Origin of the sequence: Microbulbifer agarilyticus, from assembly GCF_020171345.1 — a bacterium.
Taxonomy (GTDB): Bacteria; Pseudomonadota; Gammaproteobacteria; order Pseudomonadales; family Cellvibrionaceae; genus Microbulbifer; species Microbulbifer agarilyticus_D.
In genome coordinates this window covers 320028-341979 of the sequence record NZ_JAIUZM010000001.1, presented here as the reverse complement: position 1 = coordinate 341979, position 21952 = coordinate 320028, and the positions used below count along the sequence as shown (strand labels likewise).

Here is a 21952-nt window from a genome sequence, read left to right as displayed (position 1 = left end):
ATGATGACCAACACGCAACGGCAATACCCGGTCCAAGGCGCAGGTCTTGGACTGCGGCGCTCGATGATGGGCGAAACGCTCAAGCCCTCCGATGTCGACTTTCTCGAAGTGGCGCCGGAAAACTGGATTGGGGTTGGGGGCCGTTACGGCCGCTGGTTTCGTGAATTCACCGAGCGTTTTCCGTTCGTCACCCATGGACTTTCTTTGTCCATCGGGTCTCCGGCGCCTCTGGACGAGGCGCTGGTGCGTTCGATCAAAGATTTTATCAAGACACACAATATTCGCTGTTACAGCGAGCACTTGAGTTACTGCTCGGACCATGGGCACCTATACGACTTGCTGCCGATTCCGTTCACCGAAGAAGCGGTGCGCTATGTGGCCGGTAGAATTCGCCGGGTGCAGGATATTCTCGAGCAACGCATTGCCATGGAAAATGTTTCCTATTACGCCGCGCCCGGCCAGGAAATGGACGAACTCGAATTCCTCAATGCGGTACTGCAGGAAGCCGACTGCGACCTGTTGCTCGACGTCAATAATATTTATGTAAACGCGGTTAATCACCGCTACGATCCCGAGCAGTTCCTGTTGGGGCTACCTGCGGAACGTATTTGCTACGTCCATGTGGCGGGGCACTTTGACGAGGCTGAAGACCTCAAGGTCGATACCCATGGCGCGCCGGTGATTGATCCAGTGTGGGCGTTGCTGCAAAAAGCCTACGCGGCCTTCGGCCCGATGCCCACACTGCTCGAACGGGATTTCAATATTCCGCCACTGCCGGAACTGTGTGAAGAAGTTGCCCAGATCCGCCAATATCAAGCGGCCGCCGGAGTGCACACGCGCAGTGCCGAATCTCCGCTCGCGGAGGTCATCCATGGCCGATAACAATGTGCTCGATGACTCTGTGGCGGAAAAGAATGCCGGCTTTCAACTGATGCAGCGCTATTTTGCTGCACACTTGCGCGCGCCTGCAAAGGTGGCGGCACCGGCGGGGATTGAAGATCGCCGCATGGGCATCTATCGGGATCTGATTTACAACAACATTGAATCCTTTATTTCCGGCGGTTTTCCGGTCCTGCGCAGTATAATCGCGGACGATGTCTGGCATGCCATGGTGCGGGACTTCGTCGAGCGGCATTGCTCCCACAGCCCCTATTTCCTGCAGATCAGTGAAGAGTTTCTGCATTACCTGCAGAACGAGCGCGCGCAGTCGCCCGCCAGTGAGCAGGACGCTCCATTCCTTCTGGAGTTGGCGCACTACGAATGGGTGGAACTGGCGCTGGATGTGAGTCCTGAAAAATTCCCGGAAGATGTGAGCGTGGGCATCTCGTCAGCTGAAACGTTGGATATGGCGCCAGTTGCGTCACCGCTCGCGTGGCGCCTGAGTTACCATTACCCGGTGCATCAAATTGGCCCTGGGTTCCAGCCTCTGGAGCCCGGCGCCGAGCCTACCTGCCTGGTGGTGTATCGCAATCGCGAAGACGACGTGGGTTTTATGGAGGCCAACCCTGCAACCCTGCATTTATTGCAGCTTGTGGAAAAGGCCCAGGCCGAAGCCAGTGCGCCAAAGAGCGCTCGCCAACTGTTATTACAGCTTGCGCAGGACATGCAGCATCCGGAGCCAGAGCAATTACTGGGATTTGGGGTGGAGTTGGTACAAAAGTTACATCGGCTCGACATTATTGCCGGTTTCCGCGGAGCCTAAGCCCTTTCAGGCATACCGCTCAGCGCGATTGACCAAAACGGCCAGCTGCTATGCTGGCATTAATACCGGTGTTAAGATTGCGCAAACGGAAACAAGAACTCTGGTTTGAATAAACGTCATCTATTTGCGAGGAGCAGGGATTTGCTTAGCCGCACACATATGTCCGCGTGGACCCTGGTTTTACTCCTGTCGGCTTCGCCGGTTCTGGCGCAGGAATCATCCGATCCTTTCGCGGAAATTCCCAACGAGACCCCTTCAGTCGCACCGGCTGCAGATGAGCCGGGCGCCAGTGATGCGTCTGCGGCAGATCCATTTGCCTCCGAAGGCGAGGCAGCCGGTGGTGCCGGTGCGGGCGATGCCGAGTCGAGCACCGATGCCTCCGGTGAGTTTGGCGCGGGGTTCGAAGACGAATACGGCTTTGACCCGGCAGATGAATTTGCCAGCGCGGAAGAGCCACAACAGCGCGATCCCTGGGAGGGATTTAACCGCGCCATGTTCCGCTTTAACGATACCGCGGATCGTTGGTTTCTAAAGCCGACCGCAGTCAGTTATCGCCAGATCACGCCGATCTTTATGCAGACCGGTTTCTCTAACTTCTTCTCCAACCTGCGTGAAATCAACAACGTACTAAACGGTGTGTTGCAGTGGAAATGGGGGCAGGCAGGCAATGACACCGGCCGTTTCCTGATCAACAGTACCGTCGGCTTGGTGGGGTTGCTGGATGTTGCCCAATATATGGGACTGGAACCCAGTGACGGCGAAGACTTTGGGCAAACGCTGGCCGTGTGGGGTGTACCCTCGGGCCCCTATTTGGTGGTTCCTTTACTCGGACCATCAACGGTGCGTGATGTGCCCGGGGAAGTGGTAATGTGGTACACGAACCCGTTGACCTATGTCGATAACAGTTCGGTGGAGTACTCCCTCAAGTTATTGAATGTGGTGCAAACTCGCGCCAGTCTGCTGCAAACGGAGTCCCTCCTACAGGGCGACCGCGACCGCTATGTGTTAATGCGCGATGCCTACCTGCAGCGCCGAGAGTACCTGATCAACGATGGTGAACAGGAAGACGACTTCGGCGGCGATATGGATGAATACGATTTCTGATACGGCATCGGACATCACCCGGTCCACTTCTCAGACAGACGCAGCCGCTGACGCCACCGAAAGCGTCAGCGAGCGTCACTGCCTGCTGCTGATCGATCCCGATCAACCCTGCTGCGGCCAATTGCAAAATTCCCTGTCGCGACTAGGTTACACCGTAACCTTGGTTCATTGCGGCCTGGACGCGATCGCTAGTTTTGACCCGGATAAATTCGAACTGGTAATTACCGACCTGCACCTGCCGGATATGGGTGGGCTTGAAGTCCTGCGTAAGGTGAAGGGGCTGAGTGCCGAAACTCCGGTGGTGGTGGTCGCCTCCGACAGTGCGGTAACTGATGTGGTGCAGGCACTGCGCCTTGGTGCCAGCGATTACCTGTTAAAACCCATTGCCGATGACGGGGTGATTGATCACGCGGTTACCCGTGTCGCGGAATCGAGAAAGCTTACTCAGCAGAACCGCGCGTACCGTGAAGAGCTGGAGGCCCGCAACCGCGAAATGCAGGAACATATTGAACTCCTGCAGCGAGATCACGAGGCGGGTCGTCAACTTCAGCAGCATCTACTGCCAAGTAGTCCCTACCAGTATCCCGCGGGTATTGAGGCGGCCTATCGATTACTACCATCGTTGTACCTGAGTGGTGACTTCGTCGACTATGGCCTGTTCGGCGAGCGATTTGTCGCATTTTATCTGGTGGACGTATCCGGTCACGGCGTGTCTTCGGCGCTGATCACCGCTCTGATAAAGCACAGCATTATGCACCTGCTGCGCGAGCGCCCCTTGTTCAGCCAGCTCGATACCATCGATCAGGACATCACGGCCGTTCTGGAAATGATCAATGCGGAGCTGGTAGCCACCAGTCTCGACAAGCACGCGAGTATGTTTGTCGGTGTTGTGGATAGCCGTGCACGCCAGCTGCACTATGCGGTTGCCGGGCAGGTACCGATGCCGGCGCTGGTCACCGAAGAAGGGGCGCACTGGTTGCCTGGCAAGGGGCGTCCGCTTGGGCTGTTCCACCGCGGCGGTTGGGAGGTGCGCCATCTTGCACTGCCCGCCTGCTGGCGGCTGGTGACCTGCTCCGACGGCGTGCTCGAATTACTGGAGGGCAACCTGCTGGAAAAAGAGGAGGCGCTGCTGAAGATGATCGACAACAGCCGCGGCGACCTCAACAGCCTGTGTGCGGCGCTCAAGGTGGATATCGCGGAATCCCTGCCGGACGATATTGCCATTCTTACCATGCGACAGGACCCTATCGCTGACTAAGGTTTTCTATCGGGTCATGTGGCCTGCCGGTCACCACTCGGCCCAGATATTGCTTCATACTTTCATACAGGTGTTGGTTCTCGGTTCATGTGAGGTTCAGCAGAGCCGTGTGAGACTGATCATGTGGCTGAAGTCCCCCGAGTAGCCTGATTTTCTGCGGTTATCCACAAGGGGAGTCACACTGGTCTTGTCAGCGCTGTCGGGCAGGAGTAAGCTCCGCCAAATCAAGGGCATTCAATCGGTACGGGCGCACCAAGCATTGGCAGCCGGTTCTGTTGTTTGCACCAGCTATGCACAAGGAAGCGTGCTGCGGCCAAAAGCCGCAATTTAACCGTCTCGCACCCTCGCCTGGGATCAGGGCAGGGTGTGCTTGAGGTCAACTATGCAGTCCGGGCAGATAATGGTTGGTGACCACCAGGGCATTTATGTCGTCAAACTGGTGGGTGATGTGCGCCTCAATCTGTGTACTTCTTTCGATAGCTTTATCGACAAGATGTTTTCGCACAGTGATTTTCGCGGTGTGGTGTTTGATATGCACGACGCCGAAGGTGTCGACAGTACCACCCTGGGTTTGATGGCGAAAATTGCTTTCCGCTGCGAAGCGAGCAACGGCAACAAGCCGCTTGTACTGTGTGAAGACCGCGGCCTGCTACACCTGCTGGATTCCATGGGCTTTGAGGAGCTGATGGAAATTTCCGGCGATGCCGACAATGATGCCTATCAGGCAAGCCCCGTACCTCTGCAATGCCACGCACCCGATGAGCACAGTGCTCGTGAAATGGTGCTGGAAGCGCATAAGGTGCTGATGAGTATGAACGAGCAGAACGAAGAGACTTTCCGCGACTTAGTGCATGCGCTCGAGACCGAGCACGCCACCAAATCCCACACCGGTTCCGAGCGAAAGTCTGCCGCGAATCACTAACCCCTGTCGAACGCTTCCCGGGTTTTATTTCTCGAGACTGTTCTAATCTGTTTCCAGCGGCCTAATCCGCGTCCAACTGTGATTCGTCCCGCGCCTCCGCGCGGGCGCGGGTAAACAGGCCGTGGGGCAGGTAAATCAGCTCTGCCACCCGCCGTATCAGGTGTTCCTCAAACGCGTCAATTTCCCCATCGGCAAAGGCCACCACCCACATCTGCTTCACTAGCAGGTACTTGTCCCGTTCACTGAAGTTATCATTTACGGTTTGGGTGAATTCGTACAGCGAGGTGGCTTCATTGCGCTCGGTGAGCGCGCGCTCCACCATGTCCTCGGCGGTGGCTTCGTCCAGCTGATAGTGATCCCGCAACAGCCGCACCAGAGCATTGCGCTCACGCGCATCCACCTTTTGGTCCGCAGTGGCGATTTCCGCCATCAACGCAGCGCTGATCATGCGTACATCTTTTTCCGGGCGCACCTCCACACTTTCGCCAGCGCCAATCTGTTCGAACAGTTTGCGAAGCTGATGCAGCATGGTGGTGTGCTCCTGATTGTGTGTCTTGTGCGTTGCAGGGTGCGCGGAAGGGCGCAATGAAGAGCGCGCGGAATTAACGCGCTTCCTCAAGCAGGGCTTCCAGCTTGAGCTGGTCCGCGACAAAGTTGCGGATACCTTCGGCAAGCTTCTCTGTGGCCATGGCATCGGCGTTCAGCTGGTAGCGGAATTCCGCTTCCGACAACGGTTGCTCCGGTTTGGCCTGCGGTACAACGTCTTCATTCAGGCCACTGGCCAGCTCGCCTTCATCGTCCTGCAGTTCCTGCAGTAACTGGGGGCTGATGGTGAGCCGGTCACAGCCGGCCAGGGCTTCAATTTCGCCGGTGTTGCGGAAGCTGGCACCCATCACAATGGTGGGGTAACCGCGGGATTTGTAGTATTCGTAGATGCTGTCCACCGACAGCACGCCGGGGTCATCCTGTGCAGTGTAGTCATCGCGCCCGGTACTGGCCTTGTACCAGTCTAGAATGCGGCCTACAAACGGGGAGATCAGGGTGACGCCGGCTTCGGCACAGGCCACCGCCTGGCACTGGCTGAACAGCAGAGTGAGGTTGCAGTGGATGCCTTCCTTCTCCAGCAGCGAGGCTGCGGCAATGCCTTCCCAGGTGGAGGCCAGCTTGATCAGCACGCGCTCGCGGCCCACGCCTTCCTGTTCGTACAGGGTGATCAGGCGGCGGGCGTACTCCACGCTGGCGCGGGTATCAAAAGACAGGCGCGCGTCGACTTCGGTGGAAACCAGGCCGGGGACGATCTGCAGAATTTCCTTGCCGATGGACACCGCCAGCTTCATGGAAGCCTGGGCAATCACATCGCCCCCCTGGGTTTCCGCCCAGGCCAGGGCGTCTTTCACGTGCTGCTGATACTGCGGCAGTTGTGCGGCTTTCAATAGCAGGGACGGGTTGGTGGTGGCATCCTGCGGCTGATAGCGGCGGATAGCTTCGATATCGCCGGTATCGGCAACCACGAGGCTGCGCTTCTTGAGTTGTTCCAGTTTGTTCATTTCGTCCCCACGTCCTTATCGTTAAAACCTGTATTCAAAATCGTTCTTGCGCTTAGGCAGCGCTGGTCACCAGTCCAAGCGCCTGCTCCAGTATTTCCGGTCCGGCGCCCGCCTTGTGCGCGCGCTCACTCAAGTGGCGGCGGAAGCGGCGTGCGCCGGGCACGCCTTGAAACAGCCCCATCATGTGGCGGGTAATGTGTTTCAGGTGCTGCCCTTTCGTCAGCTCCTGCTCAATATACGGCAACATCTGTTGCACGACCTGCGCCGGGGTTGGCCCCGGTTCACCGCCAAACAGGGCAGCGTCCACATCAGCCAGCAGCGCTGGCGTCTGATACGCCGCGCGCCCGAGCATAACACCATCGAGCAGCTGTAGATGGTGCTGGCACTCTTCAATGGTGTTGATGCCACCGTTCAACACAATTTCCAGCTCCGGATAATCCTTCTTCAGCTGATACACCATGTCGTATTTAAGTGGTGGTATCTCGCGGTTCTCCTTTGGGCTCAGGCCGTTCAGCCAGGCCTTGCGCGCGTGCACAATGAAGGTGGTAATGCCGGCCCGCGCCTGCGCTTCCACAAAGCGTGTCAGCCCCGGGTAGTCTTCCATATCGTCGATACCGATGCGGTGCTTCACCGTCACCGGGATCGAAACCGCCTCGCGCATGGCGCCCAGGCATTCAGCCACCAGATCCGGTTCTGCCATCAGGCAGGCGCCGAAGCGGCCTTTTTTCACCCGGTCACTGGGGCAGCCGCAGTTCAGGTTCAGTTCGCTGTAGCCCCATTGCTCGGCAATTTCCGCACAGCGCGCCAGGTCTTTCGGGTCGCTGCCACCTAGCTGCAGCGCCACCGGTTGCTCCTCCACGTTAAAGTCCAAGTGGCTCTGCTGGTTGCCAAACAAGATCGCACCGGTGGTCACCATTTCCGTGTACAGCAGGGCGTTTTTACTGAACAGCCGCCAAAAGTAGCGGCAGTGGCGGTCGCTCCAATCCATCAGCGGTGCGGTGCAAAAACGATGGGATACCGCAGTGGCAGTGCCGGAGGTCGGGCGCGAGGCCGGGTTCGTTGCCGCAGAGGTAGAAGATGGAGTGGAAGAGGGTGCGTCGGACATAACCAGCAAATCAGGGGGAAATTCTGCCCGCAGTATAACAGGCAGCAGGGCATCAAGTACCTAGTCAAGTACTACTAGAGGTTACGCTCCTTGGCTCCTTCCTTGCTGCTCTGTTCCGAGGCCATTGCCGCAGGGCTCCAGTCACGGTTTGAGTCCAGCTGCGGCCGTATTTTTTTCAGTACACTGCGCGCGGTGGCCCGATAACTGGTGAGCTTGCCACCTGCTACCGCTACGATACGCGGGTGTTTGTCATCGTCGCAGCAGATCATGGTTTCGCGGCTGCGGGAGAAGGGGTTGTTGTTGGCGCCTGGCAATACACGCAAACCGGCCCAGCTGTCGCTGAGCTCACTTAACTGCAGCGGGCGGGTTTCCGGGAAGTATTGCTTCAGGGTCCGCAGCAGATACGCCTTTTCCTCGAGCGTCGGTTTTACCTCGGAAGGATTACCGTGGTAGGGGCGCTCGGTAGTACCTACCAAGGTTTCGCCTTGCCAGGGCATCACAAACACCGCGCGACCGTCTTCCGCTTCCACATAAAAAATCTTGTTAGAGATTTTCAGTGGTACCTGAATATGGGTGCCTGCCACCAGCTCCAGGGGCGGCAGTTTGGCGCCGGGGGCGCACTTGCTGTTGGTCTCGCTAATCCACGGGCCGGTGCAGTTCACCAGCGTGCGGCAGTGCAGGGTGTTTAACTGCCCCTGATGGAAATAATCCGCACGCACGAAGCGGTCAGTGACTTCCGCGCCCACCAAGCTTCCCGGGCAGATCAACTCTGCGCCACCGCGTTCCGCGGTGCGGATGACTTCCTGTGTTAGCGCCGCATCATCGGTCTGCGCGTCGAAATAGCGGTACACCGCGATGAGGTCATCACTATTCAGCCCAGAAAGAGCCTGGTGATCGTGAATATTGATCTTGCGAAAACGGGATTGCGAAGAAAACACCCCGGCCAGCAGTGCGTACAGGCTTAGCCCGAGTCTGATCTTCCAGGGTGCGCGGCGGCTGTGCCGGTACACCGGGATCATAAACGGCACCATATGCACCAGGTCTGGCTTGTTGGTTAGCAGCCAGCGACGCTCGTTCAGGCATTCACGCACCAGTGAGAGTTGGCCGCTTTCCAAATAGCGCAGTCCGCCGTGGATCAGTTTGGAGGAGCGTGAAGACGTACCACAGGCGATGGCCTCCTGTTCGAGAATGGCCACACGGTAGCCCTCGGCCGTCAGCGCCTCGGCAACGCCCGCTCCCTGAATGCCAGCCCCGACAACCAGAACATCATATTCCGTAGACATTGCTGGCCTCGCGCGAACGCATTAGCAGCGGCAGGTTGCCGGTGAGAATATGGTGGGCACCCCGGTGGCGCCAGTGCACCGCGCCCTGGGTGGTATTGATTTCATGCACGACCCATTGCCAGGGGCCCGGGGGCAGTTCCTGACAGTCCACCGCCGTCTGGTCAATTAGCAGGTAATCCGGCGCCAGGGTAACCACTTCCGCAGACAGGCAATAAGACACACTCGGCACCCGCAGCGCCACCACATCAAAACCCTGATTGCGTGCCAGCCGCAGGCTGCGCAGGTCCGAAGTGAGTAGAACGAAATTGTCCGTAGGGCCGTGAATGTCCTCCAGTAAGCGCTCAATGGCCGTCTCTGCACCAATCTGCGCCAACGTGTCGGGATTCAGTTCCACAAACCACTCGAGATGTCGGTGGCGATTGGCCCAATTCACCAGCTGCTGAAAACTGCTGAGAGGCAGAGTCCTGAGGTCTTTGTCTTTCAGGCAGCGCAGCGGCGCAGAGATCGCAGCCTGAGGGAATGCCATGCCATCACCGGTACAGCACCAGGGTGTCTGGTTCTTGCTGAACTGTACTTCGGTGGCGATGGCGCAGGCGCCAAGACCGTGGGCGGCCTCGAAGGCGGCAAGGGTATTTTCCGGATGGTGGATTTTGTCGCCTAAGTGCGCAATCAACATCGATAGGGGTTCCCGCCAGGCGTAGCCTTATTGTGTGGAAAAGGAGGGAGATACCGCAAAATCTCTAATTGAAAAATAGTTGCTGTGTGGCCGCTTGCAAGGAACTGGTGGCGCATGCTTTGACGCCACGTTTTTCCGCATCCCTCCTACACGCAGTCATTCGGGAGACCCCGCCTACACTGAAAGAAGCTCGCATCGTTGTGTTAGAGGTATTGAAGTTGGCACTGGCATCTGAAGTTTCGTTGACGAAGGTGTTCCCGCAGAAGAAAACGGCGAAATTATGCTCGTGGAGTGGGCTACTGTTACTGCCTCTTGTGGTATTGGGGGTAGGTGTGGGAGGGACCGAGATCACGGTTGCCAGTAGTGTTGGGGAAACGGCCACAGGAACCGTTCGCATAAGCCTGATACTGCCTCCCAGCGTCACGCTCGAAGCCTCGGGCTCCAATGCTGCCAATGCCGAACGTACATCCGTTCAGTTTTCCGGGCATCATTCCGCGACATCCCCCACGCTGTGTTTACACCACTTCCCCAGAAGTGCCTTTCGGGTAAGTTGGCTTGTGTCAGACTCTGAGTCGACAATACCTGATGGTTACCATTCACTTCGTTATTCTGGTGGCAAAACCTGTATCCCTCTCCCCTCATCGGATGGCGAGCAGCCCTCACCAAAACAAGTGCTCATCGCCGCTGAATAGAGCCTGAATCGCCCCTAAAAAATCCCGGATGTTTCTGGTTGTTTATCCGCACCAGCCCCTTAAAATGGCTACAAATACGAAACGATTTAGCTAGTAGCGGATTATGAAAAAGCTTTTGGCAGTTCTGCTTATCTGTGTGGCCGGCCCGGCCTGGGCGGCGATGTCTCTGGATAAAATGATCGTCCATATGGACGCGATTCCCAATGCCCGGGAAGACATCGTTGTGTACAACCCGGATCAGGAAACTCTGTACGTCCAGACAGAAGTGTTCCGCGTGGATAACCCGGGGACGGAAAATGAAAAGCTTGTTCCTGTCGTGAATCCCGAAGACTTTAAATTGTTGATTAGCCCGAGCAAGGCCGTGATTCCAGCAGGGGCACAAAAGCGTTTTCGCCTGATGAATGTGGAATCTGGAATCGAACGGGAAAGGGTCTATCGGGTAACCTTTAAGCCGGTGGTAGGAGAAATCACCACAGAGGCATCGGGCTTAAAAGTCCTGGTGGCATTTCAGGCGCTGATTTTTGTGCAGCCGGTCGGCGGAACCTATGCATTGCAGCTCGAGCACTCTGGCGACCAGATCAACCTGAAAAACAACGGCGCCGTGAATGCGGAAATCATTGGCGTTCAGCACTGTGTATCAGAGCAGCAGTGTTCACCTGTCGAGCTGGCTGGAAGACTGTACCCGGGCGCGGAAAAGCGAGTTCCCTTGGATAAAAAAGGCGGCTATTTGGCAGTCCGCGCGTTTGATGGGGATAAGTCGGAAACCGTAAAACTACCACTGTAACGCCCGGGGCGTTACTCTGGCGTCACCGTAATATGCAAGGTATCGGTATATTGCGTGTCGACGGCACTCGTCCAGTCAGAGGCCTGCACAGTGATAAAAATGGTCGCATTATCGAGGTTGCAGGAAAGGTCGGTTGTGCGGGTGAAGGTGCCCGGCACGGTGCCGTCACTTGCAGCGGAGGTTCCGCTAACCGCCGAGATTGATCCTGCAAACGCGACCTCGTATGGCATCGCATCCGTAGTATTGCTGCCATTGAGCTGAAACGGATAACTTCCACTGCCCGTTCCGGTCGTGCCATTCTCACTCAAGAATGACACGTTGTATTCACTGAACCCTGTCCCACCAACACAGATATCCTCCCGCTGCATGATCGGCTGGCTGGCGCTGGCGGGTCGGATAAGCGGAATATCGTTCAGCCGCCTCACGACAATTTGTGAAGGAATGGTGACGTTTACGGTAAAAGCGATATCGTTAAATTCGGTGCAACCACTGCTGCCACAACCGCCGGTCTGGCGGGCTGCGAACGTAAATGGTGCACTGTAAGTGCCCGGAGCCAGTCCCTGTGTTGCGAGCGGATCCACCGTTACGGTAATCGCTACCGGCTGCAAGGTGTTGGTGCCGTTCATTTCCACTTCGCTGCCGTCCGCGGGAATGGCAGCGCTAAAATTGGTTGCGTCGGTATAACTGATGGATACCGGCAGCGTCACATTGCCGGGGCCGGTCAATAAGAAGTTCGTCCCGTCATTATCTGCGGTAATTGACACGAGATAGGCGAGGAAGTTGGATGGGTGGCATGCATTCTTGTTGGACTGCCACTTACAGCTTTGCACTTCAAAATTCAGATCGGCACTTTCTCCAGTACCGTTTGCATACTGTTGATCCAGTGTTTCGCCATCCAGATTACAAACCCTGAGCGCAAAGTCGACGGAGCAATAGTCATTGGCAAAGGCTTTATTGCCGGACAAGAGAGTTAGCGCTAATAACAGCAGAAATAGTTTAGTGAGTTGACGCAAGTGGCTGCCCCTCCTGGTCAAAATCACAACTTGCCTTGTTCAGATCAATCGTCCCCAGGTTTAGCCAGCTGCGGTCGCCGAGTAATTTCTCGAGCGGTACTTCGCAATCATTCCAAATAATATAGGAAAAGTTTCTCTTACCTGGGGCAGCATAGTATTCGAGCTGGAAGATTCCATTGTTATCAGATTTGGTTTTCTGCTCACCGATACGGAAGGTGGCACCCGTCACGGGCTTGTCGTCGCGGACAAGTTTGCCCAGCACCAGTATGAGCGTTTTGATCTCATAGTGCGTGCTGGCCATATTTCCTGGATACAGGGTTATCGACTCACTGTTGTCGGTATAGCTGTAGAAGCCATCGCCTAGTGGACGTACGGCAATATCGTAGTTTTCAAAAGCGGGTACGCTAATCAGCGATTGTTCGCCCCCTTTCGCATAGCCGCGACGGTTGCCGTTGACCAGAATTTCAAACTGATCCTCTTTGGCGCCTTCAATGTCCACCAGGATACTGCTGTTATAAGTACTCTCGCCGCCCCAGGAGAAGTGTTCGCCGTCACTGGCGAATGTCGTATTAAAGCGGCCGGTATAGCTCAGGGTATCCTGGTTGCTCGCGAGGTAGTTGAGATTGGATGTCAAACTGCCACGGCGGCCCGCATATCGGGTGCTGTTGCGTATTGCCCGGCTGTCCGCGGTGGCTTCAAAATTCAGTTGGTTTTGCAGTTCTGCGGCCAACAGGTCACCATCCTGCCAGGTTGTGCCTATACCGCCAAAGTGTCGGTCTCCCAGGCGGTTGCCGGATTCGGTGCGTAAAGATCCACTGTTACTCCAGCGGCCCTTGTACTGGCGCAGCTGAAAGTTCAGCGTCCAAATTTGGTCTGCCTCGCTTTTGTTAAATCCGAAGCGCATGTCACCAATCCAACTACGACTGCGCAAAATTGGGTATTGCAGCTCAACAGTACTCAATCGATTACCGGAATAGGCGGTATCCGCGAGCTGGAGCTGCAGGTCGCTACTGGCAACACCGGAGGCCCTTTCGGAATAGCGGGCGCTAATACGGCCCTGTAAAAGAGGGATTACCGCTGAAACGGTACGGTAGTCATAACCCTGGCTCAGCAGATCCACGCTTTCTTCAAACTCGTCTGATTGTGACGAATCAAGCCGTGCCTCCTGAAGTGTCAGGTTGGCCCATGGGCTGCGCAGGGACACATTTACACGATAGCCTTTACGCCCGCTATCGGTAGTCATCCAGCTTGGTGTCACGTCAATATATTTACTGACCCAACGCGCGCCCAATTCGACTTGCTGCGAATTTTCACTGGCGGCAAGGTTGCCTGAAAGACCAAAATTATCCACAAGCCGTCTGGCCGCGCCTGCCTGTATCAGAAAGTCTGAAGACACCTCTGGTAGGCTATCCGTAAAAGTCTGCTGAGAAAGAGCGCCAGCCACTAGATTCCATTGCCATTCGTCAGCAGGAGGAAGGCGTGAATCCTTGGCAAAAAACTGTTGGCTTTCGGCGAGCAGTCTGCCGTCTTCGGCATAGGTCACGACACGGACATCGTAGGAACCTTGCGGGAAGGCATAAGTGCTGAGCAGGCGGTTTCCTGCTTCAAGCATCTGGCTGTGGATAAGCTGCTCATTGCGGAACACTTCCACGCGGCCGGAGACCGGCATGAAGACTTCAATGGGTGTACCGGTACGGCTTTCCAAGTCCATACGGGTATTGTTGGAGCTGTAGTATTCCGCTCCATAAACTCCTTGGGTGGACAGAAACGGGCTGTCGATACCTGCCGGCTGGAATAGTCCGGCAGAAATAGCTCGACCGCGATAGTCGCGCGTCCAGAAAAGCTCAGATAGACGGAACGTATTGTTTTCCGAATTTTGGATCGTTGAGTTACTGAAAGAGCTTCTCGCCTGAATCGATGCTTCGCCAAAGCTCACCACGGAATCTGAAAAAAGCGTGAAGTTTTGGCCGCTAATATCCTCGTTATTCGAGAGGTCCCTGGCCCCAGACCAATTGCCGGACAATCGCTGGCTTATGGCAAAGCGGTTGGTTGCAGGCGGTAAAAAAGGGTCGGCTAACAAGGTGGCATTGGCGAGGTAATCCGAGGCAATAAAAATATTCGCGCGAAACTGATCCGGGTTGTAGATAACCTCTAGAATTTCGGCATCCGCAAGGCCGCACTTTGTCTGCGTGCGAGTTCGGCATATCAGGTGGCTGTTAGTCTTTAGCGCTTGTTGTAAGCGCTCAAGCACCGGCTGCGGGTCCTCAAGAGCGGGAAGCAATTCGAATAATTTCTGGGGGTCAGAAAAGGTAAGGGTATTGAGGTCGACGGTAGCGGCGATATTCTGGCTGAGAAGCCTGCCGCCGAAGTAAACGTCGAGAACAATCGGCGTGGGCTCAGTGAGTTCTTCAAATCCCATGGGCGCAGCGGTTTCTAGGGTGAATGCTGCGGTGGCACCCCATACAGTGGTTGAGATCGGAAGCAGTATCGCGCCGAGAATCGCGCGCCTTGTGAAGCGCTTCATGAGGGATGGAGAGTTGGCCCGCCGTAGCGGGCCGAGCGCTATTACAGTGCTTGCACAGTAACAGTCAGGGTGTCGGTGAAGGTAGTCACGCCAACCTGACTGGCTTTGGTCAGTTCCGCAGAGGGGACTACGACGTCGATGCGCGCATTAACACCGTCGCTGTCGGTGCAGTTCAGCGCGCCCAGACGGTCTTCGCCGGCATCACCAAAGCTGGTGCCGATCGCCGCGCCGCTGGTACCTGCAGCTACCGGAGTGCCATCAATTACAGCAGTAGATACGTCGGTATCGTGCACATAAGTTACGTCATAACCGATGTAATCGGCGTTGGCGCCGTCATTGTTCCAGAGCTGGAATTCGTTGCCGCCAAACTGGCCGGTGCCGGTAGCGGCCGCTGTCGCATGAGCACTGGACAGAGTAACGTCATACTGGCGCACACCGCCGGATTGGCCGACGCAGAACTCGGTTACTGCTGCGTATCCGTTGCCAAAGTTCAGGTCCATATCGTCCAGGCCCGCAATGGAGATCAGTTTGCTCAGCTCCAGAGTGATCAGTGCATCACCAGTGGAAGAAGAGCCTGCAGTGCCATCGGTAGCCGCGAAGGCGGAGGAAGCTGCTGTCAGAGCCGCAGCGGCTGCCAGAGAGCGAAGCGCAAATTTTTTCATTGTAGATTTCCCTAAATCCCGAAGTGTTATCGTTGTGGGGCGCGCATTTTATGAGCTGGCCCTGGCGTCGACCACAGTGGATTGGCGGTTTTTTCCCCAATTTCGTCGACTTAGAGGTAATCATACCTTTTCTGTGATCTCAGTCACGGATTTTTCGGGTGAATTTATCACTGGTGACGCTTAAGTCCTCTTTTGGTCAGAAATGCGACAGAAAATCGGGCGGGGATCGCACTGTGCGCGTTACGACCCCGGCGATATAATGCCGCGCCTCAAATGTCTTTCTTTCTTCCTTTATTAGTTATTTGTCCAACATCAGGTTACCAATGACCGTAAGAACCCGAATTGCACCTTCCCCCACCGGCGACCCCCACGTAGGCACGGCCTACATTGCCCTGTTCAACCAGTGCTTTGCCCACGCCCACGGTGGCCAGTTTGTACTGCGTATTGAAGATACCGACCAGGCGCGCAGTACCCCGGAATCCGAGCAGGCGATTCTCGACAGCCTGCGCTGGCTGGGTCTGGACTGGCAGGAAGGCCCGGATGTCGGCGGCCCCAATGGTCCCTACCGCCAGAGCGAGCGCGGCGACATCTACAAGAAATACTGTGACGAGCTGGTGGCCAAGGGCCATGCCTTCCACTGCTATCGCACCGCGGAAGAGCTGGACGAGCTGCGTGCGCAGCTGCAGGAATCCGGCAAGGCGACCCTAAAGCCCAGTGACCTGGCGCTGCCCGCGGATGAAGTGGAAAAGCGTAAGGCTGCCGGCGAGCCTTACGTGGTACGCATGAACGTGCCCGAGACCGGCACCTGTGTGGTGGAAGACCTGCTGCGCGGCACCATCGAAATTGACTGGGCACAGGTCGATGCGCAGATCCTGCTCAAGTCCGACGGCATGCCCACCTACCACCTCGCCAACGTGGTCGACGACCACCTGATGGAAATCACCCACGTACTGCGCGGTGAGGAGTGGATTAACTCCGCACCCAAGCACAAGCTGCTGTACGAATACTTCGGCTGGGACATGCCGGTGCTGTGCCACCTGCCGCTGCTGCGTAATCCGGACAAAACCAAACTGTCCAAGCGCAAAAACCCCACCTCCATCCTGTACTATAAGCGCGCCGGCTTTATGCCAGAAGCGCTGCTCAACTACCTGGGCCGCATGGGTTGGTCCATGCCGGACGAGAGCGAGAAGTTCACCCTGGACGAAATGCTCAAGCACTTCGACATCCAGCGCGTCTCCCTCGGCGGCCCGGTATTCGATGTGGAAAAACTGAGCTGGCTGAACGGCCTGTGGATCCGCGAGCTGGAAGACGAGCAACTGGCAGACCGCCTGCAGAAGTGGCTGCTGAACCGCGACAACCTGCTCAAGGTACTGCCGCACGCCAAGGGCCGCATGGAAACCTTTGGCGACTTTATGCCGCTGGTCAGCTTCCTCGCCGCCGGCAACCTCGGCCTCAGCGAAGAGAGCTTCGTCGGCAACAAGATGGAACTGGACGAGCAGAAGAAGCTGCTGCAATTCGCCCTGTGGCGTCTGGAAGCCCTGCGTACTTGGAACAAGGAAAACATCTTTGCCGCCGTCAAAGAGCTCTCCACCCAGATGGGCATCAAGCTCAAAGACTTCAACGCGCCGCTGTTTGTCGCCATTAGCGGAACCACCGCGTCCTTCTCCGTCATGGATGCCATGGGCCTGCTGGGCGCCGACCTCAGCCGCGCCCGCCTGCGCCAGGCCATCGACGTCCTCGGTAGCGCCGGCAAGAAGGTGTTGAAGCGCTGGGAGAAGGAATACAACAGCCTGGGTTAAATGTAGTTCCTTAAAGGCAGCGGATAAAAAGTGCCGCTCTCTGTACAGAGTGGCATTTTTTTTGCCTAACTAATTACTGGATGGCCTTGGTGCCAAAAGTAAAAGATTTGTATCAAAATGAGACACTGTGTGACAGTTGTCACATTTTGCATGTAGAATTCCGCACCGCTCAGGGGCCAGGGAATGAGCCCCAAGTAAATTGCAGAAAAAGGACATAAATATGACCACAGTAAAAAAAGCTGTTATTCCGGTTGCGGGTTTGGGGACTCGGATGTTGCCGGCAACCAAGGCGATTCCGAAAGAGATGCTGCCGATTGTCGATAAGCCACTTATCCAGTACGTGGTGAATGAGGCGGTAAAGGCTGGGGTCAAGGAAATTGTGCTGGTCACCCATGCCAGTAAAAATGCCATCACTAACCATTTCGATACTTCATTCGAGTTAGAAGCGCAGTTGGAAAATCGCCTGAAGCGACAGCTTTTGGACGAGGTGCGCGCCATTATTCCGCGTGATGTCACGGTTATTTCTGTGCGTCAGGCCGAGGCAAAAGGTCTGGGGCATGCCATTGCCTGTGCGCGCCCGGTTGTTGGCGATAATCCATTTGCGGTTTTGCTGCCAGATGTTCTTGTGGACGAATACGCTGCAGACCTCACTACCTCGAACCTTGCCGCCATGGTGCGTAATTTCGAGCAAACGGGTGCCAGCCAGATCATGGTTGAATCTGTGGAGTGGGAAGACGTCAGTAAATATGGCGTCGTGGACTGCCTGGGGGCCGACCTCAAAGTGGGTGGCGTAGCCAAGATCGACGGCATGGTGGAAAAGCCCAGTGTTGATGCTGCACCTTCCAATATGGCCGTAGTAGGGCGCTATGTCCTTCCTGCGGAAATCTGGACTCTGCTGGAAAAAACCCAGCCGGGCGCTGGTGGTGAGATTCAGCTCACCGATGCCATCGATGAGTTGTTGAAGGTGCAAAATGTTGACGCCTATCGGATCGTTGGTCACAGCCATGATTGCGGAAACAAGCTCGGCTACATGAAAGCCCAGTTTGAATACGGCTTGCATCACCCGGAGATTGGCGTGGGGCTGCAGAAGTTTCTGGGGCAGCAGAAATCAAAGGCAGAGGCCGAGGCCTGAGCCGGGCAAGACCGGGGGGTGTTGGGCCAGCGGCTGACCCAGCATCCATTGAGGGTGGTAGGAGAGTGCTCCTCATTACGCTCTAACTAATTGATTGAAAAGTTGTTTTTCTGGTTGACACCCGAAGCGGCGCTGTTAAAATGCGCCTCGCTTTCGGGGGAAACCCAAGTAAGAGAGCGACTTTGGGGCTATAGCTCAGCTGGGAGAGCGCAACACTGGCAGTGTTGAGGTCAGCGGTTCGATCCCGCTTAGCTCCACCAAATTTTCGTTGTATATCAACGACTTCTGAACCCGCTCATTGAGCGGGTTTTTTTGTGTCCGTAATTTAAGTCCATATTAAGTCCATCGTGGAGCCCCCCCACTAATTGGGGGGGGGCGATTAGGCGGCCAGTGGGCAAGTTGTAAGCTGGGTTGGATCTTCACGGGCTAAAGCAAGAGAAGATTTTTGGGGGCTGTGTTGCCTTCTTTGCCGCAATCAGGGCGGAGCTTGACTATCTCCTGCTGCTTAGAATCTCCTCGGCTTCTTGCCTGTAATGCTCGGCAAGCTCTCGAAGAGTGGCGGCAAGTCTCCCGAGTCCTGCATCATCGCTCTGGTGCGCTTTGCCTCTCCAGTTCTCTTCAAGCCGCTTTTCTGGCGCGGCTGACGGATCCACCCAGTGTACACCTCGAGAATTTAGAGCCTGAGAGTAAAGCCCTCTTCTCATTTCTTCATTCTCTGGCGCGTTGAGCTCCCTAGATATTGTTAAATCGAGCCAATGCCCTCCTGGGTCTGAAGGGCCGTAAAAGCATACTTGTCCTACGTGATTGAGTGCCACTTCAAGGTGTCCTGACTTGCTGCAATACTCTTTTACGCTTGTGAGCCATTCAGTAAATGCAGACGCGTAGAAGTCGAGATTTTCGCTTACTCCAGGAGGGGTATTCCATCCATGGAGTAATCGCCAGCAATTTGTGCTTATAGTTTCGTCTTGTTCGTCGTGCTGTTCTTCGCTGTCGGGAGTATCATGTTTAGATCGATAGACCTTCCGAATTACCTCGCAAAAGAAAGAGGGGTCTTCAGATAATCGCTTCTTCAAAAGGCGGGGACTCCCACCGTTGTGGCTTTCCAAAATTGGTAGATATGCCCACTCCACTTTGAACAGTAGATCTTCAGGAAATTCAGGAGAATCTTGTAGGTGCTTTATTAGTTCGACCAAATGATAAGAATCTATACTCGGCTCGTCTTCACTTGAGGCTGGCGCCTGTAATAGTGCCTCAGCTACTAGTTGAGTGTCTAAAGGCCTGTCATTCAAAAGGTCGCATGATAGGCAGTTTAGCGCTGCGAGCGGTCGAGAGGCGGAAAGCAGGTTTTTTGCTGCAACCGAAAGTTCTCCCCTTGACTGGTACGGCTCTACTTTTACATGCTTCCAGTAATCATTTATGGGATCATTTAACTCATTTCTTGCTATATTCCAAGCCAACATGGTAAATGGAAGCCTTAAGGTTAGCTCTGACTTCAGGTTGTTATCCCAGCTTTTAAAGCTACCGACAAATACCCATTTCCAGCCAAAATTCTGTATTCTTGATGAAATAAATCCGTTTATTAAAAACTCAATTTTTTCATCTTTTTCTAACAATTTTTCAGGTAGTAGAGCAGAGTCATCATCAATTGGTAGGGCTTTGCCTAAGGAGTATCCAAGACGAAATGGAGACTCTACTTGCGTTGCGAAATTAAGAACTCTACCTAAACCGCCGTCGCCTAAAATTTCTTTTACTGTCGCAATTCGTGAATTTTCAATATCTTCACTCTGTTGCCTCCAGTTGTCTCCAGGTCCGTAAAGTTCATGTTCACTTTGGCTAAATAGCTCAATGCTATTAAGTTCGATTGAGGTGGGCTTTATGGTGTCCGCAGATTTTTCAATATCGTCAATTAAAGGTTCGGTTAGTGCCCATTTTGCATTAGAAAATCTACGGTGCTTTCTAGCTATCTTGGTAATCTTTAGCCAAAGGGGGAAGCGTTCATCCTCATCTAAATCTGTTATATCTGTTGAGGATATGTGGGCTAATATTTCGTGAAGATATTGGCTTGGCAAGTTATCCAGTATTTGTAGCAGGCCTAATAGTTTTTCGGTGTCTCCAAATGCTAAATTTATAGCTTTTTCTGTGTAATAGTTAACCTGCTCATGGTATTCATTGGTCTTTACTTCAGGCTTCCAGTCGCTTGGAATTTCCATAATCCAATTTGGTTTATAAGTTCCGCTGCTCGTTTGGCTTTGGTTCGGGAGCAGGCTCAGTAAAAGTTGCCAAGCGATTTCTTTTTGTTCGCTTTCAATCGAGGTGATACAGGCCCTTCTTTTCTCAAAAGTAGCGAATGTTTGTGGGAGCCACGGTAGAAAAATGTAAGTTAAAGAATTTATGGGGCGATTTTGCCATCTCCCTCCCGGATCTCTACTTGCTAACCGGGCAAGAATTGTTGTTGATCTGACAATGTAATCCTCATGCCAGGATAGTGCTTCAAGTGCCGATAATATCCCAGTGATATAGGTGGATCCAAAAATTGGATCACCTTCAAGAAGAAAGATTTCATCAAAAATGCATGGATCTTGATTGAGGTGCACTTCTAGTTGATGGAGGAATTCATCTGGGTCGGCTTCTGCTATGTTAGGTAAGTGATCGTCTAAACTTGCCCAAATTCTCCATTCTTTTCTGCTTAGAATGTTTTTTAAAATTCGAAAAACCGTTGATTTCGGTTTGGTGTTTGAACAATTTTCCAGGTGGCTAGCATTGTTTCCTAGTAAGGCAAGAGTCTCGCTTAGTCCTTCTCTAAGTTGGCTAGAGTATTTTAAATTTTTTCCGTAAATCTTTGCTGCATACTGTTGATCGACAGGGAGGTCAAATTTAGGGTCAATCTCAGAAAGAACATCAATTACTTTATTTTCGAAGGTTTCTAAATGTGCGTCAAAAAACCGAGAAGATGAGTTTGTCCATAGGGACTCCCGGTTTAATACGCGCCAAATTCCATTGTCTAGTACTATAGGCGCGTCTTCGGATTGGATGATTTCCCTAATGTCAGACAAAAAAGTTTCAAAATTCATCTGAAATACCCTTTATAAATTCCATATCATGTTCGTTGCTCTCATCCCATTGTCCTATCAGAGATACTAATGCTAGTGATTTCTCTTGTGTGGTGCCGTGATGAACAGGGATTGGAGGAGGGCTTTTAGATGGCTCAGGAGTTGCATAGCCATCGGGTATCTTGGAAACTTTGCCCTCTCTTTCATCAACGACGTTTTTTAAGTGGTTGGAAATATCTGATATCTCAAATAAAACGGAGAATACCCAAAGAGATATTTCTCTTATTTTAGTTAATGTTTCTTCTTCCGGAACACCAGATCCGCCACCATGATAGTGTTCATTCCTTTGATCGTGATACCAGAGTATTTCAGCTTTTTCTGAATGAATAGGTAGTTTTCTCTTATTTACTTCTTCTAGAAAAAATTCAATTTTACTAGGGAAATTCTTTTTCCATTTTTCGATATCTGCCCTTGGATAATGTCTTTCTCCCCTTTGAATAGGGTTTAATAAAAGATATGTAACAATTGACACCTCTATAGAGTTGTCAAAGCTGATAAGAGCAAGTCTTCGATCGTAGTCCGTCTTTTTACGGAAATGTGTTTCTGCGTGAATAATTAGTTCAAAAGGACGCTTTTGCCAGGGTTTGAGCTCTGCCATTGGTGACTTTTCCAAAGGATATCTCTGTTAGCACTGAATTG

General features: G+C 54.0%; 18 protein-coding genes and 1 tRNA gene. 9 read left to right on the top strand and 10 right to left on the bottom strand.

The window, feature by feature from the left end; all coding sequences use genetic code 11:
- The 5 genes from LCM31_RS01360 to LCM31_RS01340 all read left to right on the top strand — a co-directional run bounded on the left by LCM31_RS01360 (position 1) and on the right by LCM31_RS01340 (position 4986).
- Positions 1–882, top strand: coding sequence for an HvfB family MNIO-type RiPP peptide maturase (locus LCM31_RS01360; RefSeq protein WP_224866914.1), 882 nt, complete (start codon positions 1–3; stop codon positions 880–882).
- A complete protein-coding gene (locus LCM31_RS01355; RefSeq protein ID WP_224866912.1) occupies positions 872–1702 on the top strand; it encodes an HvfC family RiPP maturation protein in 831 nt (276 codons plus the stop codon). The genes LCM31_RS01360 and LCM31_RS01355 overlap by 11 nt, the downstream gene beginning before the upstream one ends.
- A gap of 141 nt (positions 1703–1843) precedes the next feature.
- Positions 1844–2806, top strand: a complete 963-nt coding sequence (locus LCM31_RS01350; RefSeq protein ID WP_224866910.1) for an MlaA family lipoprotein — start codon at positions 1844–1846, stop codon at positions 2804–2806.
- Entirely contained in the window at positions 2790–4064 is a 1275-nt protein-coding gene (locus LCM31_RS01345; protein ID WP_224866908.1) for a SpoIIE family protein phosphatase, read from the top strand. The genes LCM31_RS01350 and LCM31_RS01345 overlap by 17 nt, the downstream gene beginning before the upstream one ends.
- 382 nt (positions 4065–4446) lie before the next feature.
- Positions 4447–4986, top strand: coding sequence for an STAS domain-containing protein (locus LCM31_RS01340; protein WP_224866906.1), 540 nt, complete (start codon positions 4447–4449; stop codon positions 4984–4986).
- Between the two features lie 61 nt (positions 4987–5047).
- On the opposite strand, the gene LCM31_RS01335 is transcribed toward LCM31_RS01340, so the two are convergent.
- The 5 genes from LCM31_RS01335 to LCM31_RS01315 all read right to left on the bottom strand — a co-directional run bounded on the left by LCM31_RS01335 (position 5048) and on the right by LCM31_RS01315 (position 9597).
- Positions 5048–5515, bottom strand: coding sequence for a tellurite resistance TerB family protein (locus LCM31_RS01335; RefSeq protein WP_224866905.1), 468 nt, complete (start codon positions 5513–5515; stop codon positions 5048–5050).
- Between the two features lie 73 nt (positions 5516–5588).
- Entirely contained in the window at positions 5589–6533 is a 945-nt protein-coding gene (gene tal / locus LCM31_RS01330) for a transaldolase (protein ID WP_224866903.1), read from the bottom strand.
- Positions 6534–6585: 52 nt separating this feature from the next.
- On the bottom strand, positions 6586–7638 hold the full coding sequence (gene dusA, locus LCM31_RS01325) for a tRNA dihydrouridine(20/20a) synthase DusA (RefSeq protein ID WP_224866901.1): 1053 nt from the start codon (positions 7636–7638) through the stop codon (positions 6586–6588).
- A gap of 74 nt (positions 7639–7712) precedes the next feature.
- Positions 7713–8921, bottom strand: a complete 1209-nt coding sequence (locus tag LCM31_RS01320; protein WP_224866900.1) for a glycerol-3-phosphate dehydrogenase/oxidase — start codon at positions 8919–8921, stop codon at positions 7713–7715.
- A complete protein-coding gene (locus LCM31_RS01315; RefSeq protein ID WP_224866899.1) occupies positions 8905–9597 on the bottom strand; it encodes a PI-PLC domain-containing protein in 693 nt (230 codons plus the stop codon). Before LCM31_RS01315 ends, LCM31_RS01320 begins: the two co-directional genes overlap by 17 nt.
- A 795-nt stretch (positions 9598–10392) precedes the next feature.
- On the opposite strand from LCM31_RS01315, the gene LCM31_RS01310 reads away from it, so the two are divergent.
- Positions 10393–11073 carry a fimbrial biogenesis chaperone gene (locus LCM31_RS01310; protein WP_224866898.1) on the top strand — a complete coding sequence of 227 codons (681 nt, stop codon included), beginning with the start codon at positions 10393–10395 and terminating at the stop codon, positions 11071–11073.
- 11 nt (positions 11074–11084) lie between these two features.
- Here LCM31_RS01310 and LCM31_RS01305 read toward each other — a convergent pair whose 3' ends face one another.
- From LCM31_RS01305 to LCM31_RS01295, 3 genes are all read right to left on the bottom strand, one after another.
- Positions 11085–12086 (bottom strand): hypothetical protein, encoded by a 1002-nt coding sequence (locus tag LCM31_RS01305; RefSeq protein WP_224866897.1) that lies wholly within the window; start codon positions 12084–12086, stop codon positions 11085–11087.
- Entirely contained in the window at positions 12070–14505 is a 2436-nt protein-coding gene (locus LCM31_RS01300; RefSeq protein ID WP_224866896.1) for a TcfC E-set like domain-containing protein, read from the bottom strand. The genes LCM31_RS01305 and LCM31_RS01300 overlap by 17 nt, the downstream gene beginning before the upstream one ends.
- 146 nt (positions 14506–14651) lie before the next feature.
- Positions 14652–15272, bottom strand: coding sequence for a hypothetical protein (locus LCM31_RS01295; RefSeq protein WP_222246427.1), 621 nt, complete (start codon positions 15270–15272; stop codon positions 14652–14654).
- 323 nt (positions 15273–15595) lie between these two features.
- Here LCM31_RS01295 and gltX point away from each other — a divergent pair, with 323 nt between their 5' ends.
- The 3 genes from gltX (at position 15596) to LCM31_RS01280 (ending at position 18463) form a co-directional block, all read left to right on the top strand.
- Complete coding sequence (gltX, locus tag LCM31_RS01290; RefSeq protein WP_224866895.1) at positions 15596–17071, top strand: glutamate--tRNA ligase; 1476 nt, start codon at positions 15596–15598, stop codon at positions 17069–17071.
- Between the two features lie 220 nt (positions 17072–17291).
- Positions 17292–18203 carry a UTP--glucose-1-phosphate uridylyltransferase GalU gene (gene galU / locus LCM31_RS01285; RefSeq protein WP_224866894.1) on the top strand — a complete coding sequence of 304 codons (912 nt, stop codon included), beginning with the start codon at positions 17292–17294 and terminating at the stop codon, positions 18201–18203.
- A gap of 184 nt (positions 18204–18387) precedes the next feature.
- A tRNA-Ala gene (locus LCM31_RS01280) sits at positions 18388–18463 on the top strand.
- Positions 18464–18694: 231 nt separating this feature from the next.
- Here the strand turns inward: LCM31_RS01280 and LCM31_RS01275 are convergent.
- Complete coding sequence (locus tag LCM31_RS01275) at positions 18695–21274, bottom strand: hypothetical protein (protein ID WP_224866893.1); 2580 nt, start codon at positions 21272–21274, stop codon at positions 18695–18697.
- Positions 21264–21911 (bottom strand): hypothetical protein, encoded by a 648-nt coding sequence (locus tag LCM31_RS01270; protein ID WP_224866890.1) that lies wholly within the window; start codon positions 21909–21911, stop codon positions 21264–21266. Before LCM31_RS01270 ends, LCM31_RS01275 begins: the two co-directional genes overlap by 11 nt.
- Positions 21912–21952: the final 41 nt, after the last annotated feature.